Source organism: Cellvibrionales bacterium (genome assembly GCA_016713115.1).
Taxonomy (GTDB): domain Bacteria; phylum Pseudomonadota; class Gammaproteobacteria; order Pseudomonadales; family UBA7239; genus UBA7239.
This window is the reverse complement of the sequence record JADJPU010000001.1, coordinates 1,026,270-1,043,675: the sequence shown is the minus strand read 5'-3', so window position 1 is coordinate 1,043,675 and position 17,406 is coordinate 1,026,270. Positions and strand designations below refer to the sequence as shown.

Here is a 17,406-nt window from a genome sequence, read left to right as displayed (position 1 = left end):
TCGCTGGACTCGCCGCTACGCGGCTCGCCCTTTAGCTCTGCGTTAGGCGTCAAAGAATTTGTCTTTTGTTTTAAGTGAAAAACTTTGTAGCAATTGCGGCAGTAATTTCGCCGCGCAAGTTCTGCAAAGTGGCAGTAATAGAAAAAGTATCAAAAATGCAGTGTTAGAAAGTCTGCTTCTGCTCTGCGCAAAAATGCTCTGTCAGAAGTTGCGCGGCTTCATTGCGGCGTTTAGGCTTGCAGAATTAACAACATTACAAACAGTAGCTTTCGGGAAGAAACGCAGTGAATTCAGCAGCAAACCACCAGCCTAACAAGTCGCTCAAAGGCGCTCGCGTTGCTCGCTGGACTCGCCGCTGCGCGGCTCGCCCTTTAGCTCTGCGTTATGTGTTACGTTACGCAACACCAATTTAATACAACTAAACGAGGATAAATAAAATGAAAAAAATATTTCTTGCTATTTGCGCAGTCACAGCAATTTCAGGGTGTTCTAATGCAGGCCCTTTCGTAACTAATGTCTCAAGCGATGGCAATAATGGACTCAATATTGAGAAATGTGCAGTTCACTATAATTCATTTACTGGAAATGTCTCTACGGGGCAATGTTCTACTACATATATAAAGCTCCGTAGTAATTAACACATAACAAGTCGCTCAAGCTCGTTCAGCGCGTTGCGCTTCACTGGACGCCTTCAACCGGCGCTGCTTCGCATTGTCGCGCCGGTTTCAGTCGCCGCTTAGCTCCACGTTAGGTTCACAAAGGATAATGTGCCAATGGCTCAAGTAAAAATATACGGCAACAAGAAATCAATAGCGTCATCAAAGAGCAGAATTTCTTCTGCAATACATGACGCGGTAATGTTTGCTCTTTCATATCCGCCAGAAAAGAAGTTCCACCGATTTATAGAGCTGGAAGAAGGCTGCTTCATATATCCAGAAGACAGAACGGAGAATTACATCATCATTGAAATATCAATGTTTGAGGGTAGGTCTGTCGAGGCTAAAAAAGAGTTAATCCGTGGTATATACCAAAACCTAGAGTCAGCTGCTGGTATTACAGCACAAGATATAGAAATCACAATTACTGAAACGCCAAAGCATAATTGGGGCATTCGTGGAAAACCGGGTGACGAGTTGGCATTAAACTACAAGGTAGAAGTGTGAACCTAACAAGGCGCTCAAGGTTCGCTCACTTCGTTCGCTGGACGTCTCCAGTCGGCGCATGCTTCGCATTTTACGCGCCGCCTGTAGCCGCCCCTTAGCTTTGCGTTAGGCGTCAAGGAGAGAAACCATGTCGTGGCTCTTTACCAAGTATTTCATTACAGCCGCAGTTGTTGTGCTTGTATCTGAATTGGCAAAGCGCAGTGACAAATTAGGCGGTTTAGTGGCGGCGCTGCCACTGGTTACAATTCTCACGCTAATTTGGTTATACGTTGAAAACCAACCAACATCCAAAATTGCCAATCATGCGTGGTATACATTTTGGTATGTTGTTCCAACGCTTCCTATGTTTCTTGTGTTTCCAATAATGTTACCGCGCTACGGTTTTTGGCCTAGTTTGTTAGCGTGTGTGTTTATCACGGTTTGCAGCTTTGCTTTGTTTGCGGTAATTGTTCGTCGCTTTGGCATAGAGTTACTCTAGCAATGCCGCCTAACAAGTCGCTCAAGGTTCGTTCCTCGCTGCGCTTCGTCACGGACAGCCCCAATCGGCGCATGCTTCGCATTTTATGCGCCGCTTGTGTCTGCCCCTTAGCTCTGCGTTAGGTGTCTCAAATGGTAGGCCGTAACACACCGCAAAAAATTATGGCTGAAATTCTTCTGGAATCCAGAAGGCGCTGCTGTATTTGTTTTGGGCTAAACAGAAATACATCTATTCGCCAAGGGCAAATAGCACATATTGATGGGAACAGGAACAATAACTCAAAAAGCAATTTATGTAAGCGCCGGAGAGAAACTGTACCACTGAAGCGGCCGAATTCCTCGGTCGCGGCGGTGCAAAAGTGTACCGCCCCAGTGGCCTCCTCTAGTCTGCCGTCTCGGCAGATGGCAGGGGGTGGAGGATGTACAGCGTGGAGATGTATCAACGATTACGACGTGCCTGCCACGTCGATGGCCTGAGTATCCGGGAGGCCGCCAAGCGGTTTGGCGTGCACCGCAAGACGGTCAAGAAGGCCTTGGCTTTCTCGGTGCCGCCGGGCTACCAGCGCACTCAGCCGGTGCGGCGGCCCAAGCTTGCGGGGTTCACCGGGCTGATTGACCAGATCCTGGACGACGATAAAACCCGCCCGCGCAAGCAGCACCACACCAGCAAGCGCATCTTCGAGCGCCTGCGGGATGAGCACGGGTTTACGGGTTGCTACACCATCGTCAAGGACTATGTGCGCGAGCAGACCCTGCGTAGCAAGGAGGTGTTTGTGCCGCTGCTGCACCCTTGCGGCCATGCCCAGGCCGACTTTGGTGAGGCCGTAGTGGTGATTGCCGGTGTCGAGCAGAAGGCACACTTTCTGGCCGTGGACTTGCCTCACAGCGATGCCGGTTTTGTGAAAGCCTATCCGGCGGAGACAACCGAGGCGTTCTGTGATGGCCACAATGCGGCCTTTGCCTTTTTGGTGGTGTGCCGCAATCGATCCTGTACGACAACACCAAAATTGCTGTGGCGAAGATTCTCGGCAATGGCACGCGGGTTCGCTCCACTGTGTTCAGCGAACTGCAATCCCACTATCTGTTTGCCGATCGCTTTGGTCGTCCTGGCAAAGGCAATGACAAGGGCAAAGTGGAAGGGTTGGTGGGTTATGCGCGGCGCAACTTCATGGTGCCGATTCCGCACTTTGCCAGTTATGACGCCTTCAATGCGCATCTGGAGGCCTGCTGCCGCGCTCGTCTGCAGGAGACTTTGCGCGGCCAAACAGAAACGATTGGCGAACGGATGCAACGTGATCTTGCCGTGTTTATGGCGTTACCTGCCACAGCCTACGATGCGTGCGCCAAACAGGCGACACGCGTCAGTTCACTCTCGCTGGTTCGCTACCGCAACAATGATTACTCGGTGCCGGTGGCATACGGCCATCGCGAAGTGTTGATCAAGGCCTATGTCGATCGCGTCGAGATTCACTGCGGCAGCGAGCGGATTGCGCAGCATGAACGCTCGTATGCGAAAGAAGATTTTATCTTTGATCCGTTGCACTATCTGGCGCTGCTGGAGCAGAAGATCAATGCACTGGATCAGGCCGCACCACTGGAAGGCTGGGTATTGCCCGAGGTATTTTTAACCCTGCGGCGTTTGCTGGAAGCGCGCATGGGCAAATCCGGCAAACGTGAATATGTGCAGGTATTGCGTTTGCTGGAGTCCTTTCCTGCTGATGAGGTGGAAGCGGCAGTTCATCAAGCCTTGCAACTGGGTGCGATCGGTTTTGATGCCGTCAAACATTGTTTGTTGTGTCGTATTGAACGCAAACCGCCACGACTCAATCTGGCTATCTATCCGTATCTGCCGCGAGCAGACGTCAAAACCACGGAAGCCATCGATTATCTGGCGTTGTTAACCGAGGTGGCAGCATGAGCAGCGCGCAGGAATTACCCAAGGTATTACTGGCGCATCACCTGAAGGCGCTGCGGCTGCCCACGTTCTTGCGCGAGTATGACAAGGTAGCGCAGCAGTGTGCCGATGAAGGTGTGGATCACCCTCGCTATTTATTGCGTTTGACGGAACTGGAGTTGATAGAGCGTGAGCGGCGCATGGTGGAACGCCGTATAAAACTGGCGCGGTTCCCTGCGGTAAAAAGTCTCGACAGTTTTGATTTTACGATGATCCCTACTTTGAACAAAACGTTGGTCAATGAACTGGCGCGCTGTGAATATATTACACGGCGCGAAAATGTGATTGCACTGGGCAACAGCGGCACCGGGAAAACGCACATCGCACTGGGCCTGGGATTGGCTGCGTGTCAGAAAGGCTTGTCAGTGGGATTTACCACGGCAGCATCACTGGTTAACGAACTACTGGAAGCGCGCAACGAGAAACGTTTGTTGCGTACGCAAAAGCTGCTGGCCAGTTACCACCTGCTCATCATCGACGAGCTCGGTTTTGTACCGTTATCCAAAACCGGCGCAGAGTTGTTGTTCGAGGTGTTCAGCCAACGCTATGAACGCGGCTCCCTGCTGGTGACCAGCAACCTGCCATTCGATGAATGGACAGAAGTGCTGGGTTCGGAACGGCTGACCGGCGCACTGCTCGACAGGCTCACCCATCAGGTGCACATCCTGACCATGAACGGCGACAGCTACCGGCTCAACCAGAGCAAGAAAAGGCAGAGGAAGCCTTCCGCCAACCCGGCAAACCCCTAACGCGCTACGCTTGTTGTCTGGCTGCGCCAGACCGCACTTCCGCTAAAACAACATCAAACCATCGTGTGCCAACTGGTACACTTTTGCTCCGCCCCGGCGGTACACTTTTACTCCGCCATTGACATATGAAAGAGGCAATGGACAATACCATTGAATCATCGCCTGGCGCTGTTGGTTTGTCTGACGTGACCATTAAACGAGGCAGTTTCTATATTCCATTTGTTTATGGACAAGAATGGTACGAGGTTGAAGGTACGCCCATTAGAGAAGTTACAAAATAGAATCTAACAAGTCGCTCAAGCCGACCGCCACAAACGGCGCTGCTTCGCAGTATGCGCCGTTCTCGGTTCCCTTCGCGCTGCGCGCTTCGGCGGCAGCTTAGCTCGGCGTTAGGTGCAAGATGAACTGTATCGGTAATCCCCCCATTTTTCACCGTTCTCAAAAGTAGAACGTTTGGCCATCTGGTTTGATGTGGTCGTTGTGCTGTGCGCCCTGTGGGCAATCACCGCGTGCGGTGTTGTCCACAAGTGCACAGCCATCACGCCGCTCGCGCCAGTTTTGCATCGGGGTGATGCCGCCGATGCCCATGTTCGGCCGTTCATGGTTGTAAGTCCAGAGCCAGCGCGTGGCAACATCTCGCACTTCATCTAACGAATCAAACAGGTATTGCCCCAGCCACTCATAGCGCACCGTGCGGTTGTAACGCTCAATATACGCATTTTGCTGCGGGTTACCCGGCTCAATAAATTCAATGCAAATACCGCGCTGTTCTGCCCAGTGCTTCAGTGTATGGCTGATGTACTCCGGCCCATTGTCGCAGCGAATTTTTGCGGTGCACCTCGCCACTCGATGATCTGATTCAGTGTGCGTATCACGCGCAAAGACGGCAGTGAAAAATCAATTTCCATGCCCAAGGCTTCACGATTGAAATCATCAATCACATTGAACAAACGGTAGGCGCGCCCATTGCTCAAACTGTCGTGCATAAAATCCATCGACCACGATGTGTTGATCGTTGTTGGCACCGACAATGGCAGCGGTTTCTCACGAACAATGCGCTTTTTCGGCTTGATGCGGAGGTTTAATTCCAACTCGCGATAAATGCGATACACGCGCTTGTGGTTCCAAGCAAAACCTTTGACGTTGCGCAAAAACAGATAACACAAACCAAAGCCCCAGTTCTTTTGGTTGTTCGTCAAGCGGATCAACCAGTCAGCAATCTCAGCATTTTCATCAGACAGCTTGGCTTCATACCGATAACAACTTTCGCTAATAGCAAACGCCTGACACGCCACGCGAATGCTGACACGGTTTTCCGTCACCGCACGCTGGGCCATCTCTTTGCGCTGAGATGGCCTCACCACTTTTGTGAGCGCCTCCTGCACAATCTCTGACTTCAGCTTCTCCTCGGCGTACATCTTCTTCAAGCGGCGGTTTTCGTCTTCCAGCTCCTTCAGACGCGCCATCAGCGACACATCCATGCCGCCAAAGCGTGCTCGCCATTTATAAAACGTCGCGCTGCTGATGTTGTGCTCGCGACACAGCGCCGGAACAGGTGTGCCGCCCTCGGCCTGCTTCAAAATCGCCATGATCTGGCTGTCGGTAAACTTCGATGTGCGCATGTAGAACCTCCTCGGGTCATGTTACGAGAATTTTCTACTTTTGAAGCCGGTGGTTTTTAGGGGGGATTACCTATCGCCATAAGTCCAATAATTGCGGTTTGCTTGCTAGTACAATTTCTAGCATTTCACCAGCTTGTAGGTGCAGTAAGTGGCGGTATTTGGGTTGGCAGTGAAGTAATTAATACCGCCAAAAAATCCATTAGTGAAATTCATTCCGAAATTGCCAAAAAGAACCTGAAATCTATATTGTTCTTAGTAACGTACCCATTAGCCGGTGTATTTCTTGGTGCTGTTGCGTATCCCAAGCATGCAACGGTTGCTAACATTGTTACAGTATCAATAGCCATCTGGGTAAAAAATGCCACATGCACCTAACAAGTCGCTCAAGCGGACAGCCCAAACCGGCGCTGCTTCGCAGTGTTGCGCCGGTTCGGTACGTTGCGCGCTTTGCGCTCCACTCTGCAGCTTAGCTCTGCGTTATGCGGCTAACATATGAGCCAATAACAAACATTATCAAACTTAAATTATCAGAGGAATATATGAAAAAATTAGCAGTTCTCATTGTTTTAGCTCTTGTAGGTTGCGGGTAATCCCCCCTAAAAACCACCGGCTTCAAAAGTAGAAAATTCTCGTAACATGACCCGAGGAGGTTCTACATGCGCACATCGAAGTTTACCGACAGCCAGATCATGGCGATTTTGAAGCAGGCCGAGGGCGGCACACCTGTTCCGGCGCTGTGTCGCGAGCACAACATCAGCAGCGCGACGTTTTATAAATGGCGAGCACGCTTTGGCGGCATGGATGTGTCGCTGATGGCGCGTCTGAAGGAGCTGGAAGACGAAAACCGCCGCTTGAAGAAGATGTACGCCGAGGAGAAGCTGAAGGCAGAGATTGTGCAGGAGGCGCTCACAAAAAGTGGTGAGGCCATCTCAGCGCAAAAGAGATGGCCCAGCGTGCGGTGACGGAAAACCGTGTCAGCATTCGCGTGGCGTGTCAGGCGTTTGCTATTAGCGAAAGTTGTTATCGGTATGAAGCCAAGCTGTCTGATGAAAATGCTGAGATTGCTGACTGGTTGATCCGCTTGACGAACAACCAAAAGAACTGGGGCTTTGGTTTGTGTTATCTGTTTTTGCGCAACGTCAAAGGTTTTGCTTGGAACCACAAGCGCGTGTATCGCATTTATCGCGAGTTGGAATTAAACCTCCGCATCAAGCCGAAAAAGCGCATTGTTCGTGAGAAACCGCTGCCATTGTCGGTGCCAACAACGATCAACACATCGTGGTCGATGGATTTTATGCACGACAGTTTGAGCAATGGGCGCGCCTACCGTTTGTTCAATGTGATTGATGATTTCAATCGTGAAGCCTTGGGCATGGAAATTGATTTTTCACTGCCGTCTTTGCGCGTGATACGCACACTGAATCAGATCATCGAGTGGCGAGGTGCACCGCAAAAATTCGCTGCGACAATGGGCCGGAGTACATCAGCCATACACTGAAGCACTGGGCAGAACAGCGCGGTATTTGCATTGAATTTATTGAGCCGGGTAACCCGCAGCAAAATGCGTATATTGAGCGTTACAACCGCACGGTGCGCTATGAGTGGCTGGGGCAATACCTGTTTGATTCGTTAGATGAAGTGCGAGATGTTGCCACGCGCTGGCTCTGGACTTACAACCATGAACGGCCGAACATGGGCATCGGCGGCATCACCCCGATGCAAAAACTGGCGCGAGCGGCGTGATGGCTGTGCACTTGTGGACAACACCGCACGCGGTGATTGCCCACAGGGCGCACAGCACAACGACCACATCAAACCAGATGGCCAAACGTTCTACTTTTGAGAACGGTGAAAAATGGGGGGATTACCGAACCTACAAAATTTAGCGAAAAATTTGACCCTGATACGACTGTGCCAGGAACATATGATGCAGGAGTTGACTGCCAGCCGCCCCTATTCTCTGACAACCAGTTTTCTAATTCCTTGTGCTGCAAAGTGCCAGGGGCAATTAAGCAAGTTGATTTTTCTGCACCATGCATAGGAGTAGACAGATTAAGCGTTTCTGATGGCAAGAGATTGATAGATAGCTTATTTGAGCAGCCTACTAACAGCGCTGTAACGATAAGAATTATTGGTATGCGCTTCAAAGGCTGGCCTCGCTACCTAACGCAGAGCTAAGGGGCAGACACAAACGGCGCACATAATGCGAAGCATGCGCCGATTGGGGCTGTCCAGTGACGAAGCGCAGCGAGGAGCGACCTTGAGCGACTTGTTAGACCTCATATGGAGCGTCTAGGTGATTTAAGGCGGTCAGTCATGGTGCCAATTAAACCGAACGTGCTGAAAGTAAGCATGAAGCCCCCCAAAGCGAAGTTAGTAAGCAAGACAGCATTAAATTTCGCTGGTTCCTGATGGGCACGAACTATAAATTTATGGTGTTTGCTTCCGATTTTTACATTTCCGGATAGAAAGTCGTGCGTGGAACTGGCAAGAAAAAGCACTGATAAGCTAAGCATTGAGACACAGGCTAGCCCCCCGACTAAGCGCTTCAGGTCGGAGGAGTGTTTGTCTATCAATATGCTTAGGCCTCCGGTTACAACCGCTAATAGCACGATAAGTACGCCGTTACTTGTAATCGGCTCAACGTATTGAACAAGGGCGTTGAGCCTAGGGTTATAGAACGTGTAATTTTCAGCTAGTCCGTGAATATGCGGAAAAATATCGATGCCCCAGAGAAGAAGTAGACGCTGAGCTAGCTCAACAAATGGTGCCGCAATGAATAAATGTAGAGAGCTCTTCAAACAATATTTTCTCAGGCGCGAATATGATGCTTCATTGGGACGCTTGTCGTAGTGGTCAATAATCGTAAGTAACGAAGCCAAAAATAGCCCTGAGGCTGCAATAACTATAAGTAGAGTGGGCAAACCCGAAAGCAAAATGCCACCACGTTTGCCAGGCAGGTAGGTGTAACCCGTCGCCACGCCAACACACATGTAAACGAATAAGCATGCCGCTGCGACTGTCAGCGCCGCGCGCAAATTAACTGGAATAACGTTCGGTTTATGGGGCTTGGCTTTCGCGAGGTCTAACGCCGAGCTAAAGGGCGAGCCGCGCGGCGAGTCCAGCGAGCAACGCGAGCGCCTTTGAGCGACTTGTTAGGCAGGTGGTTTGCTGCTGAATTCACTGGCTTCTTCCCGAAAGCTGCTGTTTGTAATGTTTGTGTTACTGCAAGCCTAAACGCAGCGATGAAGCCGCGCAACTTCTGACAGAGCATTTTCGCGCAGGGCAGAAGCAGGCTTTCCGACGCTGCGTTTTGCAAACTATTTTTTGAAGCTACCACTTTGCAGAACTTGCGCGGCGAAATTACTGCCGCAATTCCTACAAAGTTTTTCACTTAAAACAAAAGACAAATTCTTTGACGCCTAACGCAGAGCTAAGCGGCGCGGCGATAGCCGCGTCCAGCGAGTGCAACGAGCGTGCTTGAGCGACTTGTTAGGGGCGTGACTTCCATTCACCACTCTCAAATATGACAACATTTTTTCCATCGCCAATTTCCTCGTAGATTATGAACTCACCTACTGGTTTTCCGTCTTTAAAATTCCCTTCCCACTCTAACTTGTCAAACGATATTTCGTTAAACATTGTTCCGTACATATACCCTGTATACGGAGTGCCATCTCTATTTTTTGCTTCTGTTGGCAGAACCCTATCTTTTGGGGTGTTCAATATAAATTTTGATGAATGCGTTTTAATGTCTCTTGCGCATGAGTAAATAAACAAAGAAACGCAAGCCAATAGGCCTATAAGCACGATTTTATCAGAGCGTTTCACTACAAGCCCCTAACGCCGAGCTAAAGGGCGAGCCGTTTACGGCGAGTCCAGTGAGCAACGCGAACGCCTTTGAGCGACTTGTTAGGCTGGTGGTTTGCTGCTGGTTTCACTGCTCTTTTCCCGCGAGCTACTGTTTGTAATGTTTATGTTGCTGCAATTTTAAACGCAGCGATGAAGCCGCGCAACTTATGACGAAGCATTTTCGAGCAGGGCAGAAGCAGACTTTCCAACACTGCGTTTTTGATACTTTTTCTATTGCTGCTACTTTGCAGAACTTGCGCGGCGAAATTACTGCCGCAATTCCTACAAAGTTTTTCACTTAAAACAAAAGACAAATTCTTTGACGCCTAACGCAGAGCTAAGGGGCAGGCCAGACCGGCGCGATAATGCGAAGCAGCGCCGGTTTGGACTGTCCCAGTGAGCGCAGCGAACGCCTTGAGCGACTTGTTAGGTACCACTTATTGCTTCTCCCATTCCTCAATTTCACCCGCATAAACTTTAAACAGCGGATGCGGCTCTATTGTTTTACATTTGTACCACTTTTCATACACCGCTGGGCTGCGCTGCTTCAGCTTTGCCATTAGATGTTGCCATTCGTAATTCATTTGACCGTTGGTGACACTTATTGATATTGGTTTTCTTGCGGCACCAATTTTTGATTTATTGAAGCTGTACCCTCTATTTTCTGATTCTTCATGCATATGCTTCAAATAAATGGAAATTGCCGACAACGGCGCATTGCAGCTCTTGAATCTTTCTAATTGTGGATGATTTCGATAGCCCTTTGTTTCATTTCTGAGCACAGCTTGCGCCAAAAGCGTTTCACGCCAAAGTGCAACGATTCCTTGCGCGTCTAGATATTTGGGATGTATTGACCAGAGGCGCATGGTTTTATTTGGTACCTAACGCAGAGCTAAGGGGCAGACACAAGCGGCGCATATAATGCGAAGCATGCGCCGGTTGGGGCTGTCCAGCGAAGCGGCCTTGAGCGACTTGTTAGGTTTCACTGTTAATGACCGATGGTGGTAAATAGATTGTGAACTCATTAACAGGCTGAACCAATACGCTGTGGGGAGCTTGTTGCTCCTCTGGCGCAACAAGATTCATACGGCTCAATAACCCAAAATTAGCTGATAACAGTTGAGCTGGCCGCACTAGAAGTTGCTTGTGCCAAACACGATAAGTGCCAAGCTTTTGGTCACGGCGATAATAAAAGCCTGCCAGCGGATGTGTCAGATAGACCAAACCTGTTTCGTTATCCGGGAACCCTGAAAGATTTAACGGCATGTCAAGCACTTGAACTAGCTCAACACTAGCAGGCGCCCATTCCGCTTCTGTTTGCATTTTGTAACGCGTGAACTGCTGTTTTTCCTCATTATATTCACAGTCAAATGTGACCTTTCCTGAATGCCATGGCAATTTCCAAAAAAACCTAGGAACCATTACTGTCCATGAATCCAGGGTAGTTCCCAAAAACCAGACACACCTCTCTTGGGTCTTTGTATCAATGATATATACCCGATAATTAGTTTGCCCCATTCTGAATTTTGGAAACGGAACAACTGCAGACGTAAAATCTACATCTATAAATGGCACAACAGAAATTAATGCCTTTTCTTCTCCGTTAATAACAACTGTATCTAATTTGAATCTGGGAGGAATTAGCCCATTGAATCGTTCTGGACTAACTGCATATGTGATTATTGCAAAATTCTGCAATTTGCAAACAACATCCAAACCTGATGGTTTGGGGCGCTCATGTAAAAAATCTTTTATTTTTAATGATGTGTTCATAGTTGCCATTTGAGAAACCTAACGCAGAGCTAAGGGGCAGACACAAGCGGCGCATACAATGCGAAGCATGCGCCGGTTGGGGCTGTCCAGCGAAGCGACCTTGAGCGACTTGTTAGGCGCATTCTATTTTCTGAATTACTTTTTTAATCGTGTTGTGTTGCGATACTTGGTAGCTCTCTGGGTTCATCAAGCGCGCATATTTCTCTTTTTCATGAATCCACCGACCATCTGGCGTGCTATATAGGGGTAACGAATACAGTCGATCGGCTTCATTTAACCATATTTTTGCTTCATTTAATTGGCCAGCTTTAAAAAGAAGCAAACCATAATTTGCAGCACCCAATTTAGAAAAATACTCATGCTTACCTATATTGTTTTTATCTAAATTTTTCGAATCGAAATATCTTTCAGCGATATCATTCAAACCCTTAATATCACGAAACCATGGGACGGCTTGTTCTTTATACTTTTCTAGAGCAATCGATGCGCTTTTTTCAACTTGCTCTTTTGTACCGTTATCAAATCCTTGGTTATGATCATTGTGTAATCGATGTGATAGCAAGTAACCACCAATATTCTCGCGATTAATTTCAGCACTAAATGGCTCCCACAGATTTGGTATGCAAACACCATAATTAATATAGAAAAAATCATTCCCCCATTGGGAAGCTTGCAAACTAAATCCCTCAAACCACCCATCGTTTTCCTTTTGATAGACAATGCCGGATACCTGTTCGTACCCCAATTCATTTGCCATTCCCTTAAATCGAGATTTGGCTACTGAAGAAAAACTTTTGTAATTCTTGCTCATATCACGCGCCTAACGCCGAGCTAAGGGGCAGGCCGAACCGGCGCGATAATGCGAAGCAGCGCCGGTTTGGACTGTCCCAGTGAGCGCAGCGAACGCCTTGAGCGACTTGTTAGGCATATTACTGCCCCCAGTCATATGTACACACAAGGTCACCAGTTCCATTATAGTTGACATACAAAACTGACCACGAGTTATCTGGTTTTTCTCCAAGATCACAGGACGCATTCTCTTCTGAATTATTTTTCACTAGCGATAGTGTTAGCTTTTCTCCTCCATGAACTTCAAATTTTGGCACAGCACCATAAATAATATTTCTTCTTTCGGTTTTTTTGCTTATTGGTACGGTAACTTTTTTAGCATTTAAGTCAACGCCGTCTAATTTCAACGAACTTACAATAATCTCTTCATTTGAGGAATTGATAAGGTCAAGAGATATATCGCTACCACAGCCAACAATACAGAGTACAAATATGTAGTAGATATTCTGGCGCACTTTCATAATATGCCTAACGCAGAGCTAAGGGGCAGGCCAGACCGGCGCGATAATGCGAAGCAGCGCCGGTTTGGACTGTCCCAGTGAGCGCAGCGAACGCCTTGAGCGACTTGTTAGGTACCACTTATTGCTTCTCCCATTCCTCAATTTCACCCGCATAAACTGTAAACAGCGGATGCGGCTCTATTGTTTTACACTTGTACCACTTTTCATACACCGCTGGGCTGCGCTGCTTCAGCTTTGCCATTAGATGTTGCCATTCGTAATTCATTTGACCGTTGGTGACACTTATTGATATTGGTTTTCTTGCGGCACCAATTTTTGATTTATTGAAGCTGTACCCTCTATTTTCTGATTCTTCATGCATATGCTTCAAATAAATGGAAATTGCCGACAACGGCGCATTGCAGCTCTTGAATCTTTCTAATTGTGGATGATTTCGATAGCCCTTTGTTTCATTTCTGAGCACAGCTTGCGCCAAAAGCGTTTCACGCCAAAGTGCAACGATTCCTTGCGCGTCTAGATATTTGGGATGTATTGACCAGAGGCGCATGGTTTTATTTGGTACCTAACGTTGAGCTAAGGGGCAGCGGAAGGCAGCGCATAAAATGCGAAGCATGCGCTGACTGAAGCTGTCCAGTGACGAGCAAAGCGAGGAACGACCTTGAGCGACTTGTTAGGACGGATTACTGACACGCAATATATGCCATTTCATAAATTCTTTTCCCTTCAGAGACAGCTTAACCATAGATGCGTTCTGGTAGTCCAGAAGGCCAAAAGCCATGGCTTCTGACACATTTTTAACTTCTTCTTTATTAATGTACATTTTATTCAGAATGTTTTCTTTTTGTGCTAGCAGGTCATCAACTTTTCCAGAGTTTAGATATGCTTCAAACTCCTGATCCTGTGAGCTGTTGCTGCTCTTAGATTTCAAGGATTGAATTTTCTCTTTCAACTCTTGTACTTCTTTCTCTTTCTGAAATATCTCTTTATCTTTCGCTAATAATTGCCTTTGAGTGGCAACATCTCCGCCCTGTAAATCAAGATATTTAGACCATATAGCTGATATGAGCTGGCCTAAATCTTTTTTTGTATATTCCTTTGGCATTAGATGCATTAAGTCATCGGTAAGCTCAGGGTACCTTTCACTTATTGCCGTATAAGTTGCTTTTGAATCAAAAATTGAAATAATTTTCTTTAGATCGAAGCTGTTTCCTTTTTTAGCCTCCTCTCTTAAAACGTGCTTTATTTCTCTGTCTACCCATGAAGAGCTAAGAGATTGCTCAGTAAAAAATATAAGTGCAATATCTGCTTTATCAAGACCATCCCTAAATATTGATTTACGAAGATTGTCTCCAGGTAATATATTTCTTTTATCAATCCATATATTAATGAAGCAATCTTCTAAATCTTGAACAATAGGCTCTATATAGCCTTCCTTGTCATCGGATGAATGACTTACAAATACCAATACAGAATTACCCATTTCAATTTTTCTCCGTATAGAGTCCTAACGCAGAGCTAAGCGGCAGCGAAAGACGGCGCATACAATTTGCGAAGCAAATGCGCCGACTGAAGCTGTCCAGCGAGTAAAACGAGCGAGCTTGAGCGACTTGTTATATGCCAATTACAGTTCATGTTCTAATACCACGGCTATAAACATAGAAATTATATAAATAATTGGCGTCCATACTCTGATGCTTTTATAAAGTGGCTCATTGTTTCTTTTGTCGTAGTGATCAATGGCAGAAGATAGCACTAAGGCTGTTGCTGATAAGGTAATCCCCCCATTTTTCACCGTTCTCAAAAGTAGAACGTTTGGCCATCTGGTTTGATGTGGTCGTTGTGCTGTGCGCCCTGTGGGCAATCACCGCGTGCGGTGTTGTCCACAAGTGCACAGCCATCGCGCCGCTCGCGCCAGTTTTTGCATCGGGGTGATGCCGCCGATGCCCATGTTCGGCCGTTCATGGTTGTAAGTCCAGAGCCAGCGCGTGGCAACATCTCGCACTTCATCTAACGAATCAAACAGGTATTGCCCCAGCCACTCATAGCGCACCGTGCGGTTGTAACGCTCAATATACGCATTTTGCTGCGGGTTACCCGGCTCAATAAATTCAATGCAAATACCGCGCTGTTCTGCCCAGTGCTTCAGTGTATGGCTGATGTACTCCGGCCCATTGTCGCAGCGAATTTTTGCGGTGCACCTCGCCACTCGATGATCTGATTCAGTGTGCGTATCACGCGCAAAGACGGCAGTGAAAAATCAATTTCCATGCCCAAGGCTTCACGATTGAAATCATCAATCACATTGAACAAACGGTAGGCGCGCCCATTGCTCAAACTGTCGTGCATAAAATCCATCGACCACGATGTGTTGATCGTTGTTGGCACCGACAATAGCAGCGGTTTCTCACGAACAATGCGCTTTTTCGGCTTGATGCGGAGGTTTAATTCCAACTCGCGATAAATGCGATACACGCGCTTGTGGTTCCAAGCAAAACCTTTGACGTTGCGCAAAAACAGATAACACAAACCAAAGCCCCAGTTCTTTTGGTTGTTCGTCAAGCGGATCAACCAGTCAGCAATCTCAGCATTTTCATCAGACAGCTTGGCTTCATACCGATAACAACTTTCGCTAATAGCAAACGCCTGACACGCCACGCGAATGCTGACACGGTTTTCCGTCACCGCACGCTGGGCCATCTCTTTGCGCTGAGATGGCCTCACCACTTTTGTGAGCGCCTCCTGCACAATCTCTGCCTTCAGCTTCTCCTCGGCGTACATCTTCTTCAAGCGGCGGTTTTCGTCTTCCAGCTCCTTCAGACGCGCCATCAGCGACACATCCATGCCACCAAAGCGTGCTCGCCATTTATAAAACGTCGCGCTGCTGATGTTGTGCTCGCGACACAGCGCCGGAACAGGTGTGCCGCCCTCGGCCTGCTTCAAAATCGCCATGATCTGGCTGTCGGTAAACTTCGATGTGCGCATGTAGAACCTCCTCGGGTCATGTTACGAGAATTTTCTACTTTTGAAGCCGGTGGTTTTTAGGGGGGATTACCATATTTATCAATTGCCTGCGTGTATTTTTCTGTATCATAAATGTCTACATCGCCAATTTTTTTGAGTATATCTCCTTTAAAAATATCAGCGTTATATGCAGGGCTGCCTTTCACTACAGCACTAATAACTACGCCCTTATTGCTTTTAATTTCTGCTCGTTTATCTGCATCAAGGTCAGTTACATAAGTTCCTAACCTGAATTTTTTAGCCCTGGCCCAATAAGAAGCAAAATAGTCGTATCTGTCTATAGTGTAAGGAACATATGTGGTTCTTGATCCATAGGTTGTTGTAGTGCCTGTGCCGCTATATGCCGCATAACCTGCGCCACCGTATACACTGCCACTTAAGTTTGTTCTTGATGTTTGAGTTGTTGGTGTTGTTATTCGTGTTGTACCAGATACGCTATTCGTATAGGTTTTGTACACTATTGCCTTTGATGCATTAATTTTCTTTGCTTGTTTTATTGCATCTTCCTCATCTACATCGGCGCCACTAAATGATGTATATCCGAGCATGACATACCCATTTTCAGCCATATTTTCAAAGTCCTTCTTTTGGTCTGTTCCCCTTGTTAATTGCGGATCGCCAACCAATGGCTCAATATTTTGTAGCGTGATGTCTTTTGTCCAATCTGTATAAAACTTTGTATAAGGATTTGCGCGGCCAGAAATAATAACGACGAGCATCAGTAATAAATATCTTGTTCTCGTGCGACTCTCCCCTCTTCAAGAGAAAATGTAACTGTATTTATACGGTGCATTATTTACTATGTGCGCCATATTTTGGTTCATGCTGCGCGCGTTGATAGTATCAAGCAGCGGCATGCAGCTCAAATCGTACTTTGACTTTGTTAAATGGAAATGAATATTTTCCATCTGCTGTGCGATCAATAATGCCAGCGGCGACGAGTGCATTGGCATCTGTGTGAACGCCTTTTACATCGCGCGCGGTGCGCCTTGCCAGTTCGCGCACGCCCAGTGGTTCGTTGCCGGTTAAGGTTTCAACAATAGTCCAGCGTGTTGGCGTCAGAATGCGTGCCATGTCTGCGGCGGAAGGAAAAGTGATGCGCGCCTGACGCTGCCCAGTGTTGGATTTGGCAGCACGGATGAGGTTGTGCATGGCCGTGGCTGGTGTGGCAACTTCAAACAAGATTGTTTTCATGGTTCCACCTCGCTATATCTGCTGCAAAGTCGGCCAATAGCTGCGCCAACTCTGTAAATACATAATCTGTTTCTGTTGTACCGTAATGACGGTGATCGCCTTTCCCGCTTTCGTTGTCATAACGCAACACGCAAGTTTCATTGACGACATAAGCGAGTCGGTATTTGTAGCAATGCTGGCTGCCGCGCAATGGATGCAATAATTGCCACACGACAATTTGTGCGAAAGCGGTTTCAAAATAACGTATCCGCTCGTTAAACAGCGGCAGCACTCTTGTGTTGTTCATGCTAC

General features: G+C 47.7%; 17 protein-coding genes and 3 pseudogenes. 7 read left to right on the top strand and 13 right to left on the bottom strand.

Annotated elements, in window-relative coordinates:
- Positions 1–58: 58 nt before the first annotated feature.
- The 6 genes and pseudogenes from IPK30_04975 to IPK30_04950 all read left to right on the top strand — a co-directional run bounded on the left by IPK30_04975 (position 59) and on the right by IPK30_04950 (position 4,343).
- A complete protein-coding gene (locus IPK30_04975) occupies positions 59–313 on the top strand; it encodes a hypothetical protein (protein MBK8102634.1) in 255 nt (84 codons plus the stop codon).
- 124 nt (positions 314–437) lie between these two features.
- Positions 438–638 (top strand): membrane lipoprotein lipid attachment site-containing protein, encoded by a 201-nt coding sequence (locus IPK30_04970; protein MBK8102633.1) that lies wholly within the window; start codon positions 438–440, stop codon positions 636–638.
- A gap of 135 nt (positions 639–773) precedes the next feature.
- Positions 774–1,163 (top strand): tautomerase family protein, encoded by a 390-nt coding sequence (locus IPK30_04965; protein MBK8102632.1) that lies wholly within the window; start codon positions 774–776, stop codon positions 1,161–1,163.
- Between the two features lie 127 nt (positions 1,164–1,290).
- Positions 1,291–1,641, top strand: coding sequence for a DUF3147 family protein (locus IPK30_04960; protein MBK8102631.1), 351 nt, complete (start codon positions 1,291–1,293; stop codon positions 1,639–1,641).
- A 418-nt stretch (positions 1,642–2,059) separates the two neighbouring features.
- A pseudogene (locus IPK30_04955) lies at positions 2,060–3,558 on the top strand (IS21 family transposase).
- Positions 3,555–4,343, top strand: a complete 789-nt coding sequence (locus tag IPK30_04950; protein ID MBK8102630.1) for an ATP-binding protein — start codon at positions 3,555–3,557, stop codon at positions 4,341–4,343. Before IPK30_04955 ends, IPK30_04950 begins: the two are co-directional and overlap by 4 nt.
- A gap of 564 nt (positions 4,344–4,907) precedes the next feature.
- On the opposite strand, the pseudogene IPK30_04945 reads toward IPK30_04950, so the two are convergent.
- A pseudogene (locus IPK30_04945) lies at positions 4,908–5,965 on the bottom strand (IS3 family transposase).
- A gap of 656 nt (positions 5,966–6,621) precedes the next feature.
- On the opposite strand from IPK30_04945, the pseudogene IPK30_04940 reads away from it, so the two are divergent.
- A pseudogene (locus IPK30_04940) lies at positions 6,622–7,708 on the top strand (IS3 family transposase).
- A 536-nt stretch (positions 7,709–8,244) separates the two neighbouring features.
- Here the strand turns inward: IPK30_04940 and IPK30_04935 are convergent.
- The 12 genes from IPK30_04935 to IPK30_04880 all read right to left on the bottom strand — a co-directional run bounded on the left by IPK30_04935 (position 8,245) and on the right by IPK30_04880 (position 17,401).
- On the bottom strand, positions 8,245–8,946 hold the full coding sequence (locus IPK30_04935) for a hypothetical protein (GenBank protein ID MBK8102629.1): 702 nt from the start codon (positions 8,944–8,946) through the stop codon (positions 8,245–8,247).
- Between the two features lie 511 nt (positions 8,947–9,457).
- Positions 9,458–9,796 carry a hypothetical protein gene (locus IPK30_04930; GenBank protein ID MBK8102628.1) on the bottom strand — a complete coding sequence of 113 codons (339 nt, stop codon included), beginning with the start codon at positions 9,794–9,796 and terminating at the stop codon, positions 9,458–9,460.
- A gap of 458 nt (positions 9,797–10,254) precedes the next feature.
- Positions 10,255–10,683: a DNA lyase gene (locus IPK30_04925; GenBank protein ID MBK8102627.1), complete on the bottom strand. Its 429-nt coding sequence runs from the start codon at positions 10,681–10,683 to the stop codon at positions 10,255–10,257.
- A gap of 109 nt (positions 10,684–10,792) precedes the next feature.
- Positions 10,793–11,590, bottom strand: coding sequence for a DUF2071 domain-containing protein (locus IPK30_04920; GenBank protein ID MBK8102626.1), 798 nt, complete (start codon positions 11,588–11,590; stop codon positions 10,793–10,795).
- Positions 11,591–11,702: 112 nt separating this feature from the next.
- Positions 11,703–12,401, bottom strand: a complete 699-nt coding sequence (locus IPK30_04915; protein MBK8102625.1) for a DUF4304 domain-containing protein — start codon at positions 12,399–12,401, stop codon at positions 11,703–11,705.
- Between the two features lie 118 nt (positions 12,402–12,519).
- Positions 12,520–12,900, bottom strand: coding sequence for a hypothetical protein (locus IPK30_04910; protein MBK8102624.1), 381 nt, complete (start codon positions 12,898–12,900; stop codon positions 12,520–12,522).
- Positions 12,901–13,018: 118 nt separating this feature from the next.
- Positions 13,019–13,447 carry a DNA lyase gene (locus tag IPK30_04905; GenBank protein ID MBK8102623.1) on the bottom strand — a complete coding sequence of 143 codons (429 nt, stop codon included), beginning with the start codon at positions 13,445–13,447 and terminating at the stop codon, positions 13,019–13,021.
- Positions 13,448–13,570: 123 nt separating this feature from the next.
- The gene (locus tag IPK30_04900; protein MBK8102622.1) at positions 13,571–14,380 is read right to left on the bottom strand and encodes a toll/interleukin-1 receptor domain-containing protein; all 810 of its coding nucleotides are present in this window, start codon (positions 14,378–14,380) and stop codon (positions 13,571–13,573) included.
- 381 nt (positions 14,381–14,761) lie between these two features.
- A protein-coding gene (locus IPK30_04895) for an IS3 family transposase (protein MBK8102621.1) occupies positions 14,762–15,882 on the bottom strand; the annotation gives its coding sequence in 2 pieces (ribosomal slippage) (positions 14,762–15,090 and positions 15,090–15,882; 1,122 coding nt in all).
- Positions 15,883–15,938: 56 nt separating this feature from the next.
- Entirely contained in the window at positions 15,939–16,640 is a 702-nt protein-coding gene (locus tag IPK30_04890) for a PDZ domain-containing protein (GenBank protein MBK8102620.1), read from the bottom strand.
- A 124-nt stretch (positions 16,641–16,764) separates the two neighbouring features.
- A complete protein-coding gene (locus IPK30_04885) occupies positions 16,765–17,115 on the bottom strand; it encodes a hypothetical protein (GenBank protein MBK8102619.1) in 351 nt (116 codons plus the stop codon).
- Complete coding sequence (locus IPK30_04880) at positions 17,096–17,401, bottom strand: hypothetical protein (protein MBK8102618.1); 306 nt, start codon at positions 17,399–17,401, stop codon at positions 17,096–17,098. The genes IPK30_04885 and IPK30_04880 overlap by 20 nt, the downstream gene beginning before the upstream one ends.
- Between the last annotated feature and the right edge of the window lie 5 nt (positions 17,402–17,406).

What these genes read in the sequence shown, in the direction of transcription:
- IPK30_04970 (MBK8102633.1), top strand. Translation starts at nt 438, where the DNA reads ATGAAAAAAATATTTCTTGCTATTTGCGCAGTCACAGCAATTTCAGGG.
- IPK30_04965 (MBK8102632.1), top strand. Translation starts at nt 774, where the DNA reads ATGGCTCAAGTAAAAATATACGGCAACAAGAAATCAATAGCGTCATCA.
- IPK30_04960 (MBK8102631.1), top strand. Translation starts at nt 1,291, where the DNA reads ATGTCGTGGCTCTTTACCAAGTATTTCATTACAGCCGCAGTTGTTGTG.
- IPK30_04950 (MBK8102630.1), top strand. Translation starts at nt 3,555, where the DNA reads ATGAGCAGCGCGCAGGAATTACCCAAGGTATTACTGGCGCATCACCTG.
- IPK30_04925 (MBK8102627.1), bottom strand. Translation starts at nt 10,683, where the DNA reads ATGCGCCTCTGGTCAATACATCCCAAATATCTAGACGCGCAAGGAATC.
- IPK30_04920 (MBK8102626.1), bottom strand. Translation starts at nt 11,590, where the DNA reads ATGAACACATCATTAAAAATAAAAGATTTTTTACATGAGCGCCCCAAA.
- IPK30_04915 (MBK8102625.1), bottom strand. Translation starts at nt 12,401, where the DNA reads ATGAGCAAGAATTACAAAAGTTTTTCTTCAGTAGCCAAATCTCGATTT.
- IPK30_04910 (MBK8102624.1), bottom strand. Translation starts at nt 12,900, where the DNA reads ATGAAAGTGCGCCAGAATATCTACTACATATTTGTACTCTGTATTGTT.
- IPK30_04905 (MBK8102623.1), bottom strand. Translation starts at nt 13,447, where the DNA reads ATGCGCCTCTGGTCAATACATCCCAAATATCTAGACGCGCAAGGAATC.
- IPK30_04900 (MBK8102622.1), bottom strand. Translation starts at nt 14,380, where the DNA reads ATGGGTAATTCTGTATTGGTATTTGTAAGTCATTCATCCGATGACAAG.
- IPK30_04890 (MBK8102620.1), bottom strand. Translation starts at nt 16,640, where the DNA reads ATGCTCGTCGTTATTATTTCTGGCCGCGCAAATCCTTATACAAAGTTT.
- IPK30_04885 (MBK8102619.1), bottom strand. Translation starts at nt 17,115, where the DNA reads ATGAAAACAATCTTGTTTGAAGTTGCCACACCAGCCACGGCCATGCAC.
- IPK30_04880 (MBK8102618.1), bottom strand. Translation starts at nt 17,401, where the DNA reads ATGAACAACACAAGAGTGCTGCCGCTGTTTAACGAGCGGATACGTTAT.